The organism is Klenkia sp. AC732 (assembly GCF_979256525.1).
Window position 1 is genome coordinate 91,213 of record NZ_CEEDOS010000010.1, and the last position, 20,470, is coordinate 111,682.

General features: G+C 73.7%; 13 protein-coding genes. 11 read left to right on the forward strand and 2 right to left on the reverse strand.

Annotated features, from left to right (window positions below):
* The first annotated feature begins 57 nt into the window (after positions 1-57).
* Complete coding sequence (locus tag AC0IVP_RS06830) at positions 58-1,833, forward strand: NAD(P)-binding domain-containing protein (protein ID WP_471755442.1); 1,776 nt, start codon at positions 58-60, stop codon at positions 1,831-1,833.
* Between the two features lie 11 nt (positions 1,834-1,844).
* On the opposite strand, the gene AC0IVP_RS06835 is transcribed toward AC0IVP_RS06830, so the two are convergent.
* On the reverse strand, positions 1,845-2,435 hold the full coding sequence (locus AC0IVP_RS06835; RefSeq protein WP_471755444.1) for a TetR/AcrR family transcriptional regulator: 591 nt from the start codon (positions 2,433-2,435) through the stop codon (positions 1,845-1,847).
* Between the two features lie 155 nt (positions 2,436-2,590).
* On the opposite strand from AC0IVP_RS06835, the gene AC0IVP_RS06840 reads away from it, so the two are divergent.
* The 6 genes from AC0IVP_RS06840 to AC0IVP_RS06865 all read left to right on the forward strand — a co-directional run bounded on the left by AC0IVP_RS06840 (position 2,591) and on the right by AC0IVP_RS06865 (position 10,583).
* Positions 2,591-3,847, forward strand: coding sequence for an aminotransferase class III-fold pyridoxal phosphate-dependent enzyme (locus tag AC0IVP_RS06840; protein WP_471755446.1), 1,257 nt, complete (start codon positions 2,591-2,593; stop codon positions 3,845-3,847).
* Positions 3,848-3,917: 70 nt separating this feature from the next.
* Complete coding sequence (locus AC0IVP_RS06845; protein WP_471755448.1) at positions 3,918-5,534, forward strand: ABC transporter substrate-binding protein; 1,617 nt, start codon at positions 3,918-3,920, stop codon at positions 5,532-5,534.
* 73 nt (positions 5,535-5,607) lie between these two features.
* Complete coding sequence (locus AC0IVP_RS06850) at positions 5,608-6,621, forward strand: ABC transporter permease (RefSeq protein ID WP_471755450.1); 1,014 nt, start codon at positions 5,608-5,610, stop codon at positions 6,619-6,621.
* On the forward strand, positions 6,618-7,529 hold the full coding sequence (locus AC0IVP_RS06855) for an ABC transporter permease (protein ID WP_471755452.1): 912 nt from the start codon (positions 6,618-6,620) through the stop codon (positions 7,527-7,529). Before AC0IVP_RS06850 ends, AC0IVP_RS06855 begins: the two co-directional genes overlap by 4 nt.
* Before the next feature lies 1 nt (position 7,530).
* Positions 7,531-9,168 carry an ABC transporter ATP-binding protein gene (locus AC0IVP_RS06860; protein ID WP_471755454.1) on the forward strand — a complete coding sequence of 546 codons (1,638 nt, stop codon included), beginning with the start codon at positions 7,531-7,533 and terminating at the stop codon, positions 9,166-9,168.
* Positions 9,169-10,193: 1,025 nt separating this feature from the next.
* Entirely contained in the window at positions 10,194-10,583 is a 390-nt protein-coding gene (locus AC0IVP_RS06865) for a phage holin family protein (RefSeq protein WP_235564797.1), read from the forward strand.
* 18 nt (positions 10,584-10,601) lie between these two features.
* Here AC0IVP_RS06865 and AC0IVP_RS06870 read toward each other — a convergent pair whose 3' ends face one another.
* Complete coding sequence (locus tag AC0IVP_RS06870) at positions 10,602-12,203, reverse strand: methyl-accepting chemotaxis protein (protein WP_471755456.1); 1,602 nt, start codon at positions 12,201-12,203, stop codon at positions 10,602-10,604.
* A 220-nt stretch (positions 12,204-12,423) separates the two neighbouring features.
* Between AC0IVP_RS06870 and AC0IVP_RS06875 the strand changes: the two genes are divergently transcribed.
* The 4 genes from AC0IVP_RS06875 (at position 12,424) to AC0IVP_RS06890 (ending at position 20,448) form a co-directional block, all read left to right on the forward strand.
* Positions 12,424-17,406: an NAD-glutamate dehydrogenase gene (locus tag AC0IVP_RS06875; protein WP_471755458.1), complete on the forward strand. Its 4,983-nt coding sequence runs from the start codon at positions 12,424-12,426 to the stop codon at positions 17,404-17,406.
* Positions 17,407-17,603: 197 nt separating this feature from the next.
* The gene (locus tag AC0IVP_RS06880; RefSeq protein WP_471755460.1) at positions 17,604-18,590 is read left to right on the forward strand and encodes an isopenicillin N synthase family dioxygenase; all 987 of its coding nucleotides are present in this window, start codon (positions 17,604-17,606) and stop codon (positions 18,588-18,590) included.
* Positions 18,591-18,601: 11 nt separating this feature from the next.
* Positions 18,602-18,892 (forward strand): 2Fe-2S iron-sulfur cluster-binding protein, encoded by a 291-nt coding sequence (locus AC0IVP_RS06885; RefSeq protein ID WP_471755462.1) that lies wholly within the window; start codon positions 18,602-18,604, stop codon positions 18,890-18,892.
* Positions 18,889-20,448 carry a sugar ABC transporter ATP-binding protein gene (locus tag AC0IVP_RS06890; RefSeq protein WP_056295855.1) on the forward strand — a complete coding sequence of 520 codons (1,560 nt, stop codon included), beginning with the start codon at positions 18,889-18,891 and terminating at the stop codon, positions 20,446-20,448. Before AC0IVP_RS06885 ends, AC0IVP_RS06890 begins: the two co-directional genes overlap by 4 nt.
* Positions 20,449-20,470 lie beyond the last annotated feature (22 nt).

The window sequence follows — 20,470 nt, forward strand, 5'->3', positions numbered from 1 at the left end:
CGTGCGCGCCGTGCCGACCGCCCCCAGCCACCGGTCCGATGCAGGGCCGGCCGGCCGGTGAGCACCGACGTGCGCGCCTGGGTCGAGCGGTTCCAGGCCGCTCTCACCGCGCGGGACGTCGAGGCCGCGGTGGCCCTCTTCGCGCCGGACTGCTTCTGGCGGGACCTGGTCAGCTTCACGTGGAACCTCGCGACGGCCGAGGGGCAGGCGGCCGTCCGGGCCCGGCTGGTCGAGGTGCTCGACCGGGTCGACCCGACCGGCTTCCGGGTGGACGGCGAGCCGACCTCCTCCGGGGCGGTCGAGGAGGCCTGGCTGGACTTCGAGACCTCCGTCGGGCGCGGGCGGGGGCACCTGCGGCTGCGCGACGGCCGGGCCTGGACCCTGCTCACCACGCTGCAGGAGCTGACCGGGCACGAGGAGCCGGTCGGCCCGCGGCGGCCGCGGGGCGCTGAGCACGGGGTGGACGCGGACCGGCAGACCTGGCTGGAGCGCCGCGACGCCGAGTCAGCCGAGCTGGGCCGCACCCGGCAGCCGCACGTGCTGGTGATCGGCGGCGGGCAGGGCGGGATCGCCCTGGGTGCCCGGCTGCGCCAGCTCGACGTCCCCACGATCGTGGTGGACCGGCACGCCCGGCCCGGGGACCAGTGGCGGTCCCGCTACAAGTCGCTGTGCCTGCACGACCCGGTCTGGTACGACCACCTCCCCTACCTGCCGTTCCCGGAGAACTGGCCGGTCTTCGCCCCCAAGGACAAGATCGCCGACTGGCTCGAGATGTACGCGCGGGTCATGGAGATCGACCTCTGGTCCTCCACCACCGTGGACTCGGCGAGCTTCGACGAGGCCGCCGGCACCTGGACCGTCCAGCTCACCCGCGACGGGGAGCAACTGACCCTGCACCCGACCGAGCTGGTCTTCGCCACCGGCATGTCGGGCAAGGCCCGGGTGCCCCGGTTCCTCGGGACGGACCGCTTCCGGGGCCGTCAGGAGCACAGCTCGCAGCACGACGGCGGGGCGACCCGGGCCGGGGAGCGGGTGGTCGTCGTCGGGTCGAACAACTCCGCGCACGACATCTGCGCCGCGCTGTGGGAGAACGGCGCCGACGTCACGATGGTGCAGCGGAGCTCCACCCTCGTCGTCCGCAGCGAGGCCGTGCTGCGCAGCATGGCGGGCTCCTACTCCGAGGAGGCGCTCGCCGCGGGTGTGACCACGCACCGCGCGGACCTCACCGTCGCCTCGGTGCCCTTCGGCCTGCTGGCCGGGTTCCAGAAGCCGGTCTACGACCGGATCCGGGCCCGCGATGCCGGGTTCTACGCCCGGCTGGAGGCCGTCGGGTTCGAGCTGGACTTCGGCGACGACGACAGCGGCATGACGATGACCTACCTGCGCCGGGGGTCGGGCTACTACATCGACGTCGGTGCCTCCGAGCTCATCGCCGACGGCTCGGTGGCGCTGGCCCACGGGCAGGTGCGGGAGCTGACCGAGGACGCGGTCGTCCTCGACGACGGCACCGAGCTCCCGGCCGACCGCGTCGTCTACGCCACCGGCTACGACTCCATGAACGGCTGGGTCGCCGACCTGGTCGACGCCGAGACCGCCGACCGGGTGGGGCGGGTCTGGGGCCTGGGCTCGGACACCACCAAGGACCCGGGCCCGTGGGAGGGCGAGCTGCGCAACATGTGGAAGCCGACTGCGGTCCCCCAGCTGTGGTTCCACGGCGGGAACCTGGCCCAGTCCCGGCACTACTCGCTGTACCTGGCGTTGCAGCTCAAGGCCCGGTTCGAGGGGCTGGCGACGCCGGTCAGCGAGCGGGCGACGGTGCACCACACCCGCTGACCGCTCGCGCCTCAGGCGGCGATGCGCTCCAGCAGCCGGTCCACCAGGACGACCTGGTGGGCCGGTGTCATCCGGGCCGGGTCGATGATGGCCTGCACGGACAGGGCCTCGACGAGCACCAGCACCTCGTCGACGAGCAGTTCGGCGTCCTGCTCCTGGTCGACCTCGCCGGCGTCCTGGGCCTGGGTGATGAAGCCCCTCCACAGGGTGCGGGACCCCGCGTGCGAGGCGCTGCGGATCTCCCGCAGGTGGTCGTTGCCCACCGTCTGCCCCAGGAAGCTGACGTCGACCTGGGCCTCGAGGTGGCGTTCCTCGTCGAGGGGCAGGGCCTCGTGCATGGCCGCGCGGAGGGCCTGCAGCCCCTGCTGCTCCCTGGTCGCGGCGAGGATGCGGTCCCGGGCCTGGGCGAAGGCCAGCCGGTGCGCGGAGACGAGGATGTCCTCCTTGTCCTGGAAGTAGTGCGTGAGCACGCCGATCGAGTAGCCGGCCTCCTCGGCGATCCGCCGGGTCGTCGCGGCGTCCAGGCCCTCGCGGGCGATGACCCGCCAGGTGGCGTCGAGGACCTCCCGCCGGCGTTGGGCGTGGTCGACGATCTTCGGCACGGGGCTCCTCGTGGCGACCGGTGCGCGCTGCGGCGCAGGTGTTCGGGCGATCTCGGGCCGAGGTCTTTACAGCAGCGTAGTCGTTCCCTAACTTATCTCGAACATCCGACATAAATAGTCAGACCGTGCAGGACACCGCCCCAGGAGGCCCCCGCGTGACCCTCGCCGAAGACCGTCTGACCGTGTCGCGCACGCTGGACACCGAGCTGCGGGCCCGTGCCGCGCGCGTCGTCCCCGGCGGCATGTACGGCCACATGCTGGCCAACGAGCACACGCTCCCGCTGTCCTACCCGCAGTTCTACGACCGCGGCGAGGGCGCCCTCACCTGGGACGTCGACGGCAACTGCTACCTGGACTTCATGTGCGCCTTCGGGCCGATGCTGCTGGGTCACCGCAACCCCCGCGTCGACGCGGCCGCCGCGGCGCAGCTGGTCCTCGGGGACACCCTGACCGGCCCCTCGGCCCGCATCGTGGAGCTGGCGGAGCTGCTGACCGACACCGTCGCGCACGCCGACTGGGCGATGTTCGCCAAGAACGGCACCGACGCCACCTCGATGGCCATCCGCATCTCCCGGGCGGCCACCGGCAAGTCCAAGTTCCTCAAGGCCGCCGTCGCCTACCACGGGGCCAACGACTGGTTCACCCCCCGCGCGGCCGGCGTCACCGCCGAGGACCGGGCCAACATCGTCGAGTTCGAGTACAACGACGTCGCCTCGCTGGAGGCCGCGGTCGCCGAGCACGCCGGGGACATCGCGGCGGTGATCGTCGCGCCGTTCCGGCACGACTCGTTCGTCGCCCAGGAGGCGGTCGACCCCGCCTTCGCCCGGGCCGCCCGACGGCTGGCCACCGCCGAGGGCGCCGCGCTGGTGCTCGACGAGGTGCGCACCGGCTTCCGGCTCGACGTCCGCGGCGCGTGGGAGGGCCTGGGCGTGCGACCCGACCTCACCGCGTTCTCCAAGGCCATCGCCAACGGCTACGCCCTGTCCGCCCTGGTCGGGGTGGACGCCCTGCGCGAGGCGGCCTCCGAGGTCTACGTCACCGGGTCCTTCTGGTACTCCGCGGTGCCCATGGCCGCCGGGATCGCCACCGTCCGCGAGGCCGTCGAGGTCGACGCCCCGGGCCTGATCACCGCCGCCGGTGAACGGTTCAAGGCCGGCCTGGAGGCGCAGTCGGTGGCCGCCGGGCACCCGCTGGAGCTCACCGGGCCCGTGCAGATGCCGCTGATGGTCTTCGCCGACGACGTGCACAAGAAGACGGCCTTCGCCTTCACCGACGCCGCGATCCGTCGCGGTGTGCTGCTGCACCCCTGGCACAACATGTTCCTCTCCACGGCCCACACCGACGACGTCGTCGACGAGGCGCTGCTGCGCACCCAGGACGCCTTCGACGAGCTCGGCTCCCTCCCCAGCTGACCCGCCCGCTCCGCCCGTTCGGCCAGCACCGCCCGTTCCACCCCCATCCGGCACCGGCAGAGGAGAACCCATGAGCAGCGTCCGTCCGAGTGCAGCCCACCGGCACCGACGAACCGCCGTCCGGGCGGGTGTCGCCGTCCTCTCCGCCGTGGCCCTGGCCGCCTGCTCCTCCACCGGCCCGGCGACGACCGACCGGACCGGGATCATCATCGGCCGGGCGATGGACGTGAACTCCCTCGACATCTCCCGGTCGCTCTGCGACACGTGCCAGATCTACAACTCCGCCGTCTACGAGACGGTCGTCCGGGCGACCCCGGACGGTGAGCTCGAGCCGCTGCTGGCGGAGTCCTGGGAGACCAACGAGGACTCCACCCGGTTCACCTTCGAGATCGACCCGGACGCCGTGTTCGCCGACGGGTCCGCGGTCGAGGCGAAGGACGTGGCCTGGTCCTGGCTGCGGCTGCAGAACCTGCAGGGCGACCCCAGCTACTTCATGCAGGGGATCACCGGCGTGGAGGCCACCGGCGACCGCACCGTCGTCGTCACCTCGGCGGCGCCGAACTCGGCGTTCCTGAACATCGCGTCGGCCTCCTACATGGGCATCGTCAACTCCGACGTCGCTGCCGAGAACGGGGCCACCGCCGACGCGGACGCGGCCAGCACCGACACCGCCGAGCAGTGGTTCCTGGAGAACTCCGCGGGGTCGGGTCAGTACGTCCTGGACTCCTACGCCGAGGGGTCGGAGATCGTGCTCAGCGCCAACGACTCCTACTGGGGCGAGGAGCCGAACTTCTCCGGGGTGACCATCAAGGAGGTCACCGACGCCTCCGCGCAGCTCCAGCAGCTGCAGCAGGGCGACATCGACCTGGCGATGCAGATCAGCTTCGACGCCCTGGACCAGGTCGAGTCCGACACGTCACTGACCACCGAGGTCGTGCCCTCGTTCAACTTCCTCTACCTGGCGCTGTCCCCCGGTGTCGCCGGCGGTGAGGCCCTGCAGGACGTGCGGGTCCGTGAGGCCATCCGGATGGGCATCGACTACGAGTCGGTCATCGACGCGACGCTGGCCGGCAACGGCGAGCTGCAGTCCACCGGCATCCCGAACGGGTTCGAGGGCACCGAGGACCTCCCGCTGCCCTCCTTCGACCCCGACGGCGCCCGGGCGCTGCTGGCCGAGGCCGGGTACCCCGACGGGCTGTCCTTCGAGGTCACATACCCGACGTTCTCCGCCTACGGGGTCAACTCCGGGGTCATGCTGCAGTCGATCCAGCAGAGCCTGGCGGCGGTCGGGGTGACGCTGGACCTGGCGCCGGTGGAGTTCTCCACCTGGGGGGAGCAGATCGCCGGCGCCGGCATCCCGTTCACGGCCATCTACTTCGCCCCCGACCACCCGGACACGATCCAGTACCTGCAGTACTTCGCGCTGATCGACGGGGCCGTCTGGGCCGACCGGGCCGGCATGCCGGTCAACCCCGAGGAGAACACCCTCACCGCGGCCGCGCTGGCGCAGTCCGGGGACGAGCGCGAGGCGACCTACGCCGAGGTCGGCCAGCTGATGTACGACGACGCGATCATCCTGCCGGTGGTCAACCCGCGGTACATCCTGGCCAGCTCCGCCGAGCTCGAGGGCAACAACTACGACATCACCCGGAACCTGGACCTGACCCGGCTGACGTTCGCAGACTGACCCCCTGGTCCTCCCGGGGGGCGGTCACCCGCCCCCCGGGAACCGGAGCCGACCCCACCCAGGGAGCTGTCCCGTGCTTCGTTTCACCCTCAGGCGCCTGGCCCTGATGCCCCTGCTGCTGTGGGGCATCGTCACGATCGCGTTCTTCCTGTCCCGCTCGGTCTCGGACAACCCGTTGGCCACGATCGTGGGCGAGCGGAACCTGAGCAACCCCGACGTCGTCGCGGCCGCCACCCGGCGGTGGGGGTTGGACCAGAGCCTGCCCGAGCAGTACTGGCTCTACCTGTCCAACCTGGTCCGCGGCGACCTGGGCACCTCGTTCCGGACCAAGTCCTCGGTGCTGTCGGACCTGGGCGCCCGGCTGCCGGCGACGCTGGAACTCGCGCTGTTCGCCCTGGTCATCGCGGTCGTGCTCGGCACGCTGCTCGGCGTCGTCGCCGCCCGGAACCAGGGCCGGCTCGCCGACGGCGTCGTCCGGGTGGGCGCGCTGGTCGGGTCCTCGCTGCCGGTCTTCTGGGTCGGACTGGTCTTCCTGTTCGTCTTCTACGCCACGCTGGGCATCGCGCCGAGCCCCGGCCGGCTCTCCGCCCGGGTCATCCCGCCGCCCGACGTCACCGGCCTGTACACGGTGGACTCGCTGCTGGCCGGTGACTGGCCGCTGTTCGTCGACGCCTTCGCGCACCTGGTCATGCCCGCGTTCATCATGAGCCTGGCGCTGCTGGGGACGGTCATCCGCCTGGTGCGCTCCCAGATGCTGGAGGAGCAGGGCGCGGACTACGTCCGGACCGCCCGCGCCAAGGGCATGTCCCGCGGCCAGGTGCTGGACAAGCACGTGCTCAAGAACGCCATCACCCCGGTGGTCACCCTCATCGGCGTCTCGGTGGGCCTGCTGATCATGGGCGCGGTGCTGATCGAGACGATCTTCTCCTGGAACGGCATCGGCACCTACGCGGTGGAGTCCTCCCGGGCACTGGACTTCCCGGCCATCACCGGGGTCTGCCTGGTCGGCGGTGTGCTCTTCCTGCTCGGCAACCTCCTCACCGACATCGCCTACGCGACCATCGACCCCAGGGTGCGGCTGTCATGACGATCACCGCAGGCCCGATCCCGGAGACCGGCCCCCTGGGCACCGGCCTCCCCCAGACCCCGTCGGACGACCAGGAGCTGCCCCTGCAGGTGCGGTTGCGGCGGTTCCTCCGGCCGCAGATCGTCTTCGGCGCGGCCGTCGTCGTCGTGTGGCTGCTGGTCATCGCCTTCGCGGGGGTGATCGCGCCGCACGACCCGTTCGCCGCCGCCGGTGGCCGGCTGCTGCCGCCCTCGGGCGAGCACCTGTTCGGCACCGACTCGCTGGGCCGCGACGTGTTCTCCCGGGTGCTGCACGGCGCGCGCCTGTCACTGCCGGTGGCCGCGTTCGCGATCGTGCTGTCGGTCGCGGTCGGCAGCCTGGTCGGCGCCGTCGCCGGGTTCTTCGGCGGCTGGGTCGACGCGGTCCTCATGCGGGCCGCCGACATCACCATGGCGTTCCCGTCGATCCTGCTGGCCATGGCCGTCGCGGCCGCGCTGGGCCCGGGCCTGACCAACGCCTTCCTGGCCATCGTCGCGGTCTGGTGGCCCATCTACGCCCGGCTCATCCGCGGCCAGATCCTGTCCGTCAAGGAGCGCGAGCACGTGCTCGCCGCCCGGGCGATCGGGATGAGCCGGACGGCGATCCTGCGCAAGCACGTCCTCCCGCACTCGCTGACCCCGGTCTCGGTCAACGCCACGATGGACCTGGGGCAGATCGTCATCCTGGTCGCCTCGCTGAGCTTCCTGGGCCTCGGCGCGCTGCCGCCGTCCCCGGAGTGGGGCGCGATGATCACCGACGGGGCGGCGAACTTCTACCAGTGGTGGGTCGCGGCCGGGCCCGGCATCGCGATGGTCTCGGTGGTGCTGGCGGTCAACTTCCTGGGTGACGGCCTGCGCGACGTGTTCGACGTCAAGAACAGAGGACGCTGAGATGACCACCTCCCCGCTGCTCGAGCTGCAGGACCTGACGGTCGCCTTCCGCACCGACCGGGGTGACGTCGAGGCGGTGTCCGGTGCCTCCCTCACCGTGCACGCGGGCCAGACCGTCGCCGTGGTCGGTGAGTCCGGGTCGGGCAAGTCCACGCTGACCGCGGCGGTGAACCGGTTGCTCGCCCCCAACGGGCGGGTCACCCGGGGGGCGGTGCTGCTGGACGGCGAGGACCTGCTGGCGCTGTCGGAGAAGAAGATGAACGGCGTCCGCGGCCGACAGGTCGGGCTGGTGCCGCAGGACCCGATGTCCAACCTGAACCCGCTGCGCTCGGTCGGCTCGCAGATCGCCGAGACCCTGGTGGTGCACCGGGTCGCCCGTGGCCGGGAGGCGAGGAACCGGGCCGTCGAGCTGCTGGAGACCGTCGGCATCACCGAGGCCGGACGGCGGTACTCCCAGTACCCGCACCAGTTCTCCGGCGGCATGCGCCAGCGGGTGCTCATCGCGATGGGCCTGGCCTGCCGGCCCCGGCTGCTCATCGCCGACGAGCCGACCTCGGCCCTGGACGTCACCGTGCAGAAGGTCGTGCTGGACCGGCTGGCCGAGCTGACCGCCACCATGGGCACCGCCGTCCTGCTGGTCACCCACGACCTGGCGTTGGCCGCCGAGCGGGCCGACCACGTGGTGGTGATGCGCTCGGGGCGGGTCGTCGAGGAGGGCTCCGCGCGCGCGGTGCTCACCGCGCCGGAGGCCGAGTACACCCGGCTGCTCATCGCCGCCGCGCCGAGCCTGGCGTCGGAGACGATGGTCGGCGCGCCGGTCGGGCCGGCGGACGACGGCCCGGTCATCGAGGTCACCGGGCTGCGCAAGGAGTACCCGGTGCGCCAGGGCCTGCTCGGTCGGCGGACCGCGTTCGCCGCCGTCGACGACGTCTCCTTCACCATCCCCCGCGGCACCACCGTCGGCATCGTCGGGGAGAGCGGGTCGGGCAAGTCCACCGTGGCGAAGTCGGTGCTCAAGCTGGAGGACGTCACCGCCGGCGAGATCGCCTTCGACGGCCGGTCGGTCACCGGGATCGCCGGCCGGGAGCTGTTCGCCTTCCGGCGCCGGGTGCAGCCGGTCTTCCAGAACCCCTACGCCGCGCTGGACTCCCGCTACACCGTCGGGGACGCCGTCCGGGAGCCGCTGGACGTGCACGAGGTGGGCACCCCCGCGGAGCGGGCAGCCCGGGTGACCGAGCTGCTGACCCAGGTCGCACTCGACCCCGCGCTGGCCCGCCGCTACCCGCACGAGCTGTCCGGCGGCCAGCGTCAGCGGGTCGCCATCGCCCGCGCGCTGGCCCTGGACCCCGACGTCGTGGTGCTCGACGAGGCGGTGTCGGCACTGGACGTGCTGGTCCAGGCGCAGATCCTGCGGCTGTTGGTCTCGTTGCAGCAGCGGCTCGGGCTCAGCTACCTCTTCATCAGCCACGACCTGGCCGTCGTCCGGATGATCTGCCACCAGGTGCACGTGATGCGGGCCGGCAGCATCGTGGAGAGCGGCAGCCCGGCCGAGCTCTTCGACCACCCGCAGCACCCGTACACCCGGGACCTGCTGGCCGCGATCCCCGCCGGGAAGGCGGTCCGCGCCGAGGCGGTGTGAGTGTGGGGGCCGGTCCGACAGCCGCCTCGCGGCGAGTGGTCGCTCGTGGCGACGTGGGTGAGGCCCGGGGGCATGGACCGGACCGGCCACCCGTAGTCAAGCACGCCGGGGCGCCGGCTGTTCCCGCCGCGCCGGAGCCCTGCATGTCGTCGTCTGCAGCTGTCTAGGTCCTGGGCTAGAGAGGTCCAGACGAGGGCATCATCGGGTCCCGTCCAGGCCGAGCGAGGGTGCCGTCAGGGTGGCCCCTCCTCGAGCCAGGCCCTGAGCTCCTCGACCTGCCGGTCCAGCCGTCGGCGCAGCCCACGGTCAGGTGTCCCTCGGGGTGCGCGACCGCACCGCCCACCGCCCGGGGACCGGCGCCCACGCCGACGCCGACGGCGAGCGCGAGGCACAGGACCGCTCCCGCGCCGGCGAGCAGGGCCACCAGCAGGGCCTCGATGGCCAGCTCGCGGGTGGGGACCCGGAGGTCGACCCCGCCGGGCCGCGGCCGGCGGGTGTCGTGGTCGGTCACCGGCACAGGGTGCCCCCACCGGGAGCGGTCCCACCCAGGCACGGCCCGACCGGGCTCCGGTCAGCCCACGGGTGGATGCCCCGGCCGGGGTCCGTGCGCGAGCGTGGGGGCATGACCCGGATGCTGCTGATCCTGTCGTGGGCCGTCGGGGCGCTGCTCGTCATCGGCTGGTGGGGCGTGTACCTGTGGGCCGGCGACAGCTGCGAGCTGGGTGCGGGCACCTCCGTGTACGGCCGGGCGGAGTGGACCTGGGCGCCGCCGGGCTGGTCGTGCAGCTGGACGACGGCGGCCACCGGGGTCGGGCCGCTGTCCAGCGGCCCGAGCGCCGGACCGGCGCTGGCGACGCTGGCCCTGCTGGGGTGGCCGCTGCCGGTGGGTGGGCTCCCGGGCGGGACCGCGCTCGGCGGGCGGCTGAGCAGCAGGCAGCAGGGCGGGAGGCAGTGGGGCAGCAGGGCAGCTCGGCGGCGGGGCGCCGGACGGGCCGACCGTGATCACCGCCGCTACCGTCTGCGGCGTGTCCACACTCGTGAAGTTCGCCCTCCGAGTCGTCGTCCTGGCCGTGATCATCTACGTGGTCACCCAGCTGGTCAGCGGCATCACCGTCATCGGCAACCCCGACGGCACGTTCGGTGAGACCGGCACCTTCCTGTGGGTCGCGCTGCTGTTCGCGGTGGTGAACTCGATCGTCGGCCCGGTGGTGCGGCTGTTCTCGTTGCCCTTCGTCGTCCTGACGCTCGGGTTGTTCCTGCTGGTGGTCAATGCGGCCCTGCTCGGGATCACCGCGGCGATCAGCGACCGGCTCGAGGTCGACGGGTTCTGGACGGCGGTCGTGGGTGGCTTCCTGATCGCGGTCTTCAGCTGGATCGCCGAGCTGCTGCTCCCGCTGCGGGTCCGCGCGGACTGACCACCCACGACCGCTCGCTCAGTACCGGAACTGACCGACCAGCTGCTGGAGGCCGCCGGCCATCCGGGCCAGCTCGTCGGCCGCCTGGGCGGTGTTCGCCGCCCCCGCCGTCGTCTCCGCGGTGGTGGTCGTCACCTCGGCGACGCTGGCGACGATCTGCTGGGCGTTGGACGCGGCGTCGGACACGTTGCGGGCCATCTCCGTGGTCGTCGCGGTCTGCTCCTCGACGGCCGAGGCGATGGTGGCCTGCCGGTCGCTGATCTGACTGACGATGTCGGAGATCTCCTGGATGGCCGCGCTGGCCTCCACCGTGTCGTTCTGGATGGCGGCGATGCGGCGGGTGATGTCCTCGGTCGCCTTCGCGGTCTCCTGGGCGAGCTCCTTGACCTCGTTGGCGACGACGGCGAAGCCCTTGCCGGCCTCGCCGGCGCGGGCGGCCTCGATGGTGGCGTTGAGGGCGAGCAGGTTGGTCTGCTCGGCGATGCTGGTGATCACCTTGACCACGGCGCCGATCTCCTGGGACGAGGCCCCCAGCTTGGCGACCGTCGTGGTGGTCGTGGCGGCGGAGGCGACCGCCCGCTGGGCGACCTCGGAGGCCTGGGTGGCGTTCTGGGCGATCTCCCGGATGGAGGCCCCCATCTCCTCGGTGCCGGCCGCGACGGTGCCGACGGCGGTGGAGACCTGTGCGGTGGCCGACGAGACGGCCTCCACCTGGCGAGCGGAGGACGAGGCGTTGCCCGAGAGCTGGGTGGAGGTCGCCATCATCTCCTCCGACGCTGCGGACAGGGTCTGGGCGTTGGCGTCGATGGCCCGCATCGCGGTGGCCAGGGACCCCACGGCCCGGTTGAGCGCCCGGGCCATGTCGCCGACCTCGTCGCGGGTGTCGACGTCGAGGGTCTGGTCCAGTCGCCCGTCGGCCAGCCCCTCGAGGACGTGCACGCTGCGCCGGAGGGGCCCGGAGATGCCGCGGGTGAGCAGGACGGCGATCGCGCCGACGGCCAGCGCGCCCAGCACGAGGGCCAGGTACACGGTGTTGCGCGTCTGGGTGGCGGCCGCCGTCGAGGAGTCCGACCGGGTGGTGAGCAGCGCGGACTCCGTGTCCTCGCCGTCGGTGATCAGGCCGTCGATCTGCTCGCCGACGGCCTGTCCCGCGTTGGTCAGCACGATCGCCTGGGCGGCCTCGAAGCCGGCGTCGCCCAGGACGTCGATGGTCGACTGCATCTCGTCGAACTTCTGCTGGACCAGCGGTCGGAGGGTGGCGATCCGGTCCTGCTGGACGGCGTTGTCGGCCGTCAGCTCGGCGACGGCGTCCAGCGCCGTCCCGACGTCGCGCTGCGCGGTCGTGAACGGGGCCAGGTAGCTCTCCTCGGCGGTGACGAGGTAGCCCCGCTGGCTGGTCTCGGCGGCGGTGATGGCACTGCGCACGTCCTGGAAGCGGTCCAGCACGTCGTTGGTGTGGAGCACGCTGGCCGTGTTCTGGTCCAGCGTGTGCAGGTTGTCCACGGTCAGCCAGGAGGTCACGACCAGGGGCAGCAGTGCGGCGGCGAAACCGAGGGACAACCTCGTGCCGGTGCGGAGGTCCGAGAACCTGCGGCGGCGGAGGGGCTGAGGCGAGCTCACGGTTCTCCTTCATCGATCGGTGGGGTTCCGGGGGGACCGGGTCCTGAACCGGTTTCGGCCCCGGACGGCTCGCCGACAGCGGAGTCGGCGGGTGTGACCGACTTGCGGCCGGCCGGGTGGGTCACCCCCCGGCCGGTGTCGTCACGGCGACCTGGCGGGCAGCCGCACGACCACCGGTGCGCCACCTGACGAGGCGCCGCGGGAGGGCTAGCGTCCAGGCATGGCGAGCCCCGGCACCCTCCCTGGTCCCCCGCCCTCGACGGCGGGGACGGCGTCGGGGGGCGGCAGCGGGCGGCTGGCGGACCTGGCCGCCCTGGAGGCGGCCCGCCGGGAGAAGCAGCAGCTGCTGGACCGGGCCGCCGAGCTGGGCACCGCCGAGGTCGGTGCGCTGCCGGCCGGGTTGACCGCCGACGACGTCCCGGCGCTGGTGCACCGCTACTACCGGGGCGAGCCGGCCGCCGAGGTCGTCGACCACGAGCCCGCCGAGCTGGTCGGCCTGGCCCTGGACCACCTGCGGCTGGCCGCCACCCGCCCGCAGGGCTCGGCCACCGTGGACCTGCGACGCCCCACCGACGGCACCCCGGGCGTGCTGCGCGTCGTCACCGACGACATGCCGTTCCTGGTGGACTCGGTCACCGCCGAGGTCGTCCGGCAGGGCGTGGGGCTCGAGCACGTCGTGCACCCGGTCGTGGTGGTCCGCCGCGACGTCACCGGGCAGCTGCTGGAGTTCTGCGACTCCGGGGACCCGCAGACCTGCGGCGCCGACGCCCTCGCCGAGTCCTGGATGGCCGTGGTCCTCGCCGGCCCGGTCGACGACGAGGCCGCCGCCGACCTCGTCGCCGGGCTGCGCACCGTGCTGGCCGACGTCCGCGGGGTGCACGAGGACGCCGCCAAGCTGCGTGACCGCGCCCTGGACCTGGCGCACTTCCTGGACGCCGAGCCGTGGGACGAGTCCGACCCGGCCGACGCCGCGCTCGGCGACCCGCACGAGGCCGCCGCCCTGCTGCGCTGGATGGCCGAGGGCGCGTTCGTCTTCCTCGGCGCCAAGGACGTCGACCTGGTCGTCGACGCCGACGGCTCCCCCGCGACCGCCGCCGTCCCCGGCACCGGGCTGGGCGTGCTGCGCGCCGACGGTGACATGTCCACGCCGGTGGTGCCGATCGGCGCGGCGGCCCGCGACGTCGTGGGACGGCGGGTCGTGGTGACCAAGGCCGACGTCCGCTCGACGGTGCACCGCCCGGCCTGGCTGGACGTCGTCGCCGTCACGCTGCCCGGCCCGCAGGGCACCCGCGGCCGCCAGCACCGGATCGTCGGGCTGTTCCCGACCGGCGCGTACACCGCCAGCGTCACCGAGGTGCCGCTGGTCCGGCGCACGGCCGCGGCGGTGCTGGCCCGCTCCGGCGTGGAGGCCGACAGCCACACCGGCAAGGAGCTGCTCGACGTCCTGGAGACCTACCCGCGCGACGAGCTGCTGCAGGTCGACGTGGACGAGCTGCTGCCGGTCGCGCTGGCCGTGCTGCACCTGCGCGAGCGTCGGCAGACCCGCCTGTTCCTGCGCCGGGACCCCTTCGGCCGGTTCTTCTCCGCGCTGGTCTACCTGCCCCGCGACCGGTACACCACCGAGGTCCGGCTGGCGATGCAGAAGCTGCTGCTGGAGCGGCTGGGCGGCACCAGCGTCGAGTACACCGCCCGGTCCACCGAGTCGGTGCTGACCCGGCTGCACTTCGTCGTCCGGGTGCCGATCGGCAAGCGCGGCGCCTCCTCGCTGCCCGATGTCGACGCCGGTGAGCTGGAGCGCGCCCTGGCCGCGGTCGCCCGCAGCTGGACCGACGACCTCACCGACGTGCTCGGCGCCGAGTACGGCGCGGACGCCGAGCGCCGGCTGGCCCAGGTCGCCGACGCCTTCCCGGCCGCCTACCAGGAGGACTTCCCGGCCTCGACCGCCGTCGCCGACCTGGACCGGCTGGAGTCGCTGTCGGAGGGTGAGCTGTCGCTGCGGCTGTGGACCCCGCGCGACGCCGCCCCGGGCGAGCGCCGGCTGACCGTCTTCCGGGTGGGTGAGCGGCTGCTGCTGTCCGACGTGCTGCCGGTGCTGCAGCACCTGGGTGTGGACGTCGTCGACGAGCGGCCCTACGAGATCGACCGGATCGGCGCGCCGCTGGCCTGGGTCTACGACTTCGGCCTGGCCACCCCGACGGGTGCGATCCCCGCGCTGGACTCCCTCCCCCGCCGGTTCACCGACGCGGTCTCCGCGGTCTGGCGCGGGGACGCCGAGGACGACGGCCTGGGTGCGCTGGTCCTGGTGGCCGGGCTGACCTGGCAGCAGGTGGCCGTCGTCCGGGCGTACGTGCAGTGGCTGCGCCAGGGCGGGCTGCCGTTCTCCGCCGGCTACGTGGAGTCCGTGCTCGCCGCGCACCCCGACGTCGTCTCCGGGGTGGTGGACCTGTTCGCGGTGCGCTTCGACCCCGGTCACACCGGGGACCGGGCCGCCGCCGAGCGAGAGCTGGCCGACCGGCTGCGGCAGCGGATCGGCGCGGTGGAGTCCCTGGACGCCGACCGGGTGCTCACCGCCCTGCTGGCCGCGGTCCAGGCGACCCAGCGGACCACCGCCTACGTCGCGGGTGCGTTCACCGACGGCACGCCGCTGGCGGTCAAGCTGGACCCGCACGCCGTCCCCGACCTGCCCGAGCCGCGCCCGGCCCGCGAGGTGTGGGTGTCCTCGCCCCGGGTGATCGGCGTGCACCTGCGCTTCGGCGCCGTCGCCCGCGGTGGGCTGCGCTGGTCCGACCGGCGCGAGGACCTGCGCACCGAGGTGCTCGGCCTGGTCAAGGCGCAGACGGTGAAGAACACCGTCATCGTGCCCACCGGCGCCAAGGGCGGGTTCGTGGTGCTCCGGCCGCCGGCCGACGGCGCCTCCCGCGAGCAGGTGCTCGCCGAGGGCCAGGCCTGCTACAAGCTCTTCATCGGCGCCCTGCTGTCGCTCACCGACAACCTCGTGTCCCAGGGCGGTGCCCCCGCCGCGGTCGCCCCCGCCGAGGGCGTCGTCCGGCACGACGCCGACGACACCTACCTGGTCGTCGCCGCCGACAAGGGGACGGCGACGTTCTCCGACCTGGCCAACTCCGTCGCCCTGGAGCGCGGGTTCTGGCTGGGCGACGCCTTCGCCTCGGGCGGCTCGGTGGGCTACGACCACAAGGCCATGGGCATCACCGCCCGCGGCGCCTGGGAGTCGGTGACCCGGCACTTCCGCGAGCTGGGCATCGACACCCAGAGCCAGGAGGTCACCGTCGTCGGCGTCGGCGACATGTCCGGCGACGTCTTCGGCAACGGGATGCTGCTGTCCGAGCACCTGCGGCTGGTGGCCGCCTTCGACCACCGGCACGTGTTCGTCGACCCCACCCCGGACGCGGCCACCTCCTTCGCGGAGCGGCAGCGGCTCTTCGCCCTCCCCCGGTCCAGCTGGGCCGACTACGACCCGATGCTGATCAGCGCCGGCGGCGGCGTCTGGCCGCGGACGGCGAAGTCCGTGCCGGTCAGCGGCCCGATGCGGGAGGCGCTGGGCCTGGAGCCCGACGTCGAGCAGCTGACGCCGGCAGAGCTGGTCCGCGCCGTGCTGCTGGCCCCGGTGGACCTGCTCTTCAACGGCGGCATCGGCACCTACGTGAAGGCCGAGACCGAGAGCGCGCTGGACGTCGGGGACAAGGCCAACGACGCGGTCCGGGTCGACGGCCGGGAGCTGCGGGTCCGGGTCGTCGGCGAGGGCGGCAACCTGGGCCTGACCCAGCGCGGCCGGATCGAGTTCGCGCTGTCCGGGGGCAAGGTCAACACCGACGCGATCGACAACTCCGCGGGCGTGGACACCTCCGACCACGAGGTCAACATCAAGATCGCGATCAACCGGGTCGTCGACGACGGCCAGCTGGACGCCGAGGGCCGCGCCTCACTGCTGGCCTCGATGACCGACGAGGTCGCCGCCCAGGTGCTCACCGACAACTACGCGCAGAACGCGACGCTGGCCGCCGAGTCCACCGCCGCCCGCAGCCTGCTGGACGCCCACGGCCGGTTCATCCGCGCCCTGGAGCGCTCGGGACGGCTGGACCGGGCGGTCGAGGCGCTGCCCGACGGCCGGGCGCTGTCCGAGCGGCGCCGGGACGGCCAGGCGCTCACCTCCCCCGAGCTCTCGGTGCTGCTGGCCTACGCCAAGCTCGAGGTCGACGACGCGGTGCTGCACTCCACGCTGCCCGACGACCCCGCCCTGGGCCGGCTGCTCACCGAGTACGTGCCCACCGAGCTGCGCACCCGGTTCCCGGCCGCGGTGGAGGCGCACCCGCTGCGCCGGGAGATCGTGGCCACCGCGCTGACCAACCGGGCGGTCAACACCGCCGGCGTCACCGGGCTGTTCCGGCTGGCCGAGGAGACCGGGGCGCCGCTGGTCGCGGTCGTGCGGGCGCACACCGTGGCCCGCGCCGTGTTCGACGTCGACCGGCTGTGGGACGCCGCCCGCGCGCTGGACAACCGGGTGCCCGCCGCCGTCCAGGTGCAGCTGCGCACCGAGGCCACCCGGCTGGCCGAGCGGGCCGCCCGCTGGCTGCTGCGGGTGCCCGAGCTCGCCGCCGAGCCCGCCGTCTCGGTGGCCACGGTGACCGCCCGGTTCGCCGGCCCGGTCGCCGTCGTCGCCCGCGAGCTGCCCGAGTGGCTGTTGGGCGCCGACGCCGGTGCCTACGCCGACCGGGCCGCGTCGCTGCGCTCGGCCGGGGTGCCCCCGGAGCTGGCCGCCGACACCGCCGTCGCCGCGCTGCTGCCGGCGGCGCTGGACCTGGCCGTCGTCGCCGAGGACACCGGGGCGCCGATCGGGCTGGCCGGTCGGGTCTGGCAGTGCCTGGCCGAGCGGCTGGACCTGGTCCCGCTGCGCGAGCTGGTCATCGGCCTGCCCCGGGACCGCCGCTGGCCGGCGATGGCCCGCGCCTCGCTGCGCGACGACCTCGCCGCGGAGCAGGCCGTGCTCACCGCCGAGGTGCTCCGCGCCCGCACCGGGGACGACGACCCCGCCGACGCCCTGGTCGAGCGCTGGGCCACCCGCTGGGACACCGCCCAGCGGCGGGCCGCCGCCCAGCTGGCCGAGCTCGCCGCCGGCGAGGCGCACGAGCTGGCCGAGCTGGTCGTCGCCGTCCGCACGCTGCGGGGGCTGCGCGCCCGCAGCTGACCCGCCGCACACCGCCCGGGGCGGGGTCGCCCCGGGCGGTGTGGCGGCCCGGGATCGAGCGGGTCTCGCACGTGTTTCGGGTGTGAATACCACCCATCTGCGAGACATCCGCACGGTGAACGCTGCACATGTCGCCCGGAGGGCGGCGCTGGCCAGACTGGTCGCGCACCCCATCCCCCCGGCGAGGAGCGAACACCGTGAGCGTGGTCCCGGTCATCGACATCAGCGACCTGTCCAGCGACGACGAGGCCCGTCGCCGCGCGGTCGGCAAGGAGATCGACGCCGCGTGCCGGGAGATCGGGTTCTTCCAGATCACCGGGCACGGGCTGGACCCCGAGCTGGTGACCGGGGTCTACGACTCGGCCAAGGCGTTCTTCGCCCAGCCGCTGGAGGCCAAGCGCGCCGTCGCCCAGCCCGACCCCAAGACCGTGCGCGGCTACACCGCCGTCGGTGAGCAGGCCTTCGCCTACAACGACGACACCAGTGCCCCCGGTGACCTGCACCAGAAGTTCGACATCGGTCCGGTCGGCGTCCCGGACGACCCGTACTTCTCGGTGGAGAACGCCGGCCCGCACTTCATCCCCAACCAATGGCCGGCCGAGCCCGCCGGCATGGAGGCGGCCTGGACCGCCTACTTCCACGCCGCCAACGACCTGTGCCGCACGATCATGCGCGGCTTCGCGCTCGGGCTGGACCTCGACGAGCAGTTCTTCGCCCCGTACGTGGACAAGGACATCTCGATGCTGCGGGCGATCCACTACCCGCACCGCGACGAGCCCCCGCTGCGGGGCCAGATGCGGGCCGGGGCGCACACCGACTACGGCAGCCTGACCATCGTGCGGCCCGAGGAGGCCCCCGGTGGCCTGCAGGTCTTCACCCAGGACGGCGACTGGTTCGACGTCCCGGTCATCCCCGGCGCCCTGGTGGTCAACATCGGCGACCTGATGGCCCAGTGGACCAACGACCAGTGGATCTCCACCCGGCACCGGGTCGCCAACCCGCCGCGGGACGTCGTCGCGGACACCGAGCGGATGTCGATCGTCTTCTTCCACCAGCCCAACTACGACGCCGTCATCGAGGCGCTGCCCACCACGGTGGCCCCCGGCGAGGAGCCGCGCTACGCGCCCACGACCTCGGGTGACCACCTGACCTCGAAGTTCGTCAAGACCCACCAGCGGGTCTGAGCGTGCCCGGGGTGCCGGCCGGAGCGGGGTCCCCGGTCGCTGCGTTCCACGTGGAACTGCGCCGCAGCGGCGTGACGCTGGCCGTGCCGGCCGACCGCTCGGTCCTGGAGGTCGTCGAGGAGGTGGTCCCGGTGGACTCCACCTGTCGGGCCGGGGACTGCGGGGCCTGCGTCAGCACGGTCCTGGAGGGCCGGGTGGACCACCGCTGCACGGTGCTCTCGCCCCGAGCCCGGGCGGCGGGTCGGCGGATGGCGCTGTGCGTGGACCGGTCGGTCGACCCGGTGCTGGTGCTGGACCTGTGACCGCCACCCTGCCGGTGGACCCGGTCGACGTCACCGACCCCGGGTACGCGCTGGCCTGTGAGGACGTGGTCAAGACCTACCCGGGCGTCCGGGCGCTGGACGGCGTCTCGCTGGGTCTGCGCCGGGGCAGCGTGCACGCCCTGCTCGGCGAGAACGGTGCCGGCAAGTCCACCCTGATCAAGGTGCTCACCGGCGCCGAGCGGCCCGACGCCGGCCGGGTCGTCGTGGGTGGGGTGCCCATGCGGGCGCACACCCCGGTCGCCGCCCGCCGGCTGGGCATCCGGGTGCTGCCGCAGGAGCGGCACGTGGCCGGCGAGCTCAGCGTCGGGCACAACGTGCTGCTGGACTCCCTGCCCCGGGGTGCCCTGGGCCTGGTGAGCGCCCGCGCCGTGCACCGCCGCGCGCAGGAGCACCTGGACCGGCTCGGTCTGGCCATCGACTCCCGCGCCCGCGCCGGGGACCTGTCGCCGGCGCAGCAGCAGCTGGTGGAGCTGGCCCGCACGGTCGCCCGCCCGGCGGCGGTCGTGGTGCTCGACGAGCCGACCGCATCGCTGGCCGGGGACGAGGTGGAGACGCTGTTCGGCGTCATCGCCCAGCTGCGCGCCGGGGGCACCTCGCTGCTCTACATCTCCCACCACCTGCACGAGGTCTTCGAGGTCGCCGACACCGCCACGGTGCTGCGCAACGGCCGGCACGTGCTGGACGTCCCGGTCGCCGAGACCGACACCGACAGCCTGCTGCGGGCCATGTTCGACCGGGACGTCGTCCACCAGCGGCTGCCGCGCACGCCGCGGCCGGCGCCCGGCGCGGGACCGGCACCCGCAGTGCGCGCCGTCGGGGTGTCGGTCGCCGGGTCGCTCGAGCCGGTCGACCTGGACGTCCGGCCCGGTGAGGTGCTGGCGCTGTCCGGCCCGGCCGGCTCGGGCACCTCGGTGCTGGCCGAGCTGCTCGCCGGGGTCCGCCGTCCCGATACCGGGTCGGTGGAGCTCGAGGGCCACGGCGCGCTGACCGGACGCCCGGCCGCCGCGGCGGCCGGCATCGGGTTCGTGCCGGCCGACCGCAAGCGGTCCGCCCTGCTGCTGGAGCGCTCGATCACCGAGAACCTGGCGCTGGGCCCGACCGCACCGCTGGTGCACCTGCCCGGCCGGGCCCGGCGGGCCGCCGTCGAGGCGCTGCGGGTGGGTCGGGTGCGGGCCGACGACCCCGGCCGTCCGGTCCGGGTGCTGTCCGGCGGCAACCAGCAGCGGGTCGTGTTCTCCCGCTGGCTGGCCGGCGGCTGCCGCGTGCTGGTGCTCGACCAGCCCACCGCCGGCGTCGACGTGGTCGCCAAGTTCGACATCTACGCCCAGCTGCTGGACCTCACCGCCGAGGGCGTCGCCGTCGTCGTGGTGTCCAGCGACTACGAGGAGATCGCCGCGCTGGCCGACCGGGTCGTGGTGCTGCGCGGCGGCCGGGTCACCGCCACCGTCGACGGCGCCGACGCCACCCCCGAACGCCTCTACGCGCTGGAGACCCTCGACCAGCACACCAGCGCCCCCCAGGAGGACCCCCGATGACGTCGACCGCCCCGCCCCGGGC

Excerpts from the sequence above, each read along its gene's own strand:
- AC0IVP_RS06845 (WP_471755448.1), top strand. The coding sequence starts at position 3,918 with ATGAGCAGCGTCCGTCCGAGTGCAGCCCACCGGCACCGACGAACCGCC.
- AC0IVP_RS06855 (WP_471755452.1), top strand. The coding sequence starts at position 6,618 with ATGACGATCACCGCAGGCCCGATCCCGGAGACCGGCCCCCTGGGCACC.
- AC0IVP_RS06860 (WP_471755454.1), top strand. The coding sequence starts at position 7,531 with ATGACCACCTCCCCGCTGCTCGAGCTGCAGGACCTGACGGTCGCCTTC.
- AC0IVP_RS06875 (WP_471755458.1), top strand. The coding sequence starts at position 12,424 with ATGGCGAGCCCCGGCACCCTCCCTGGTCCCCCGCCCTCGACGGCGGGG.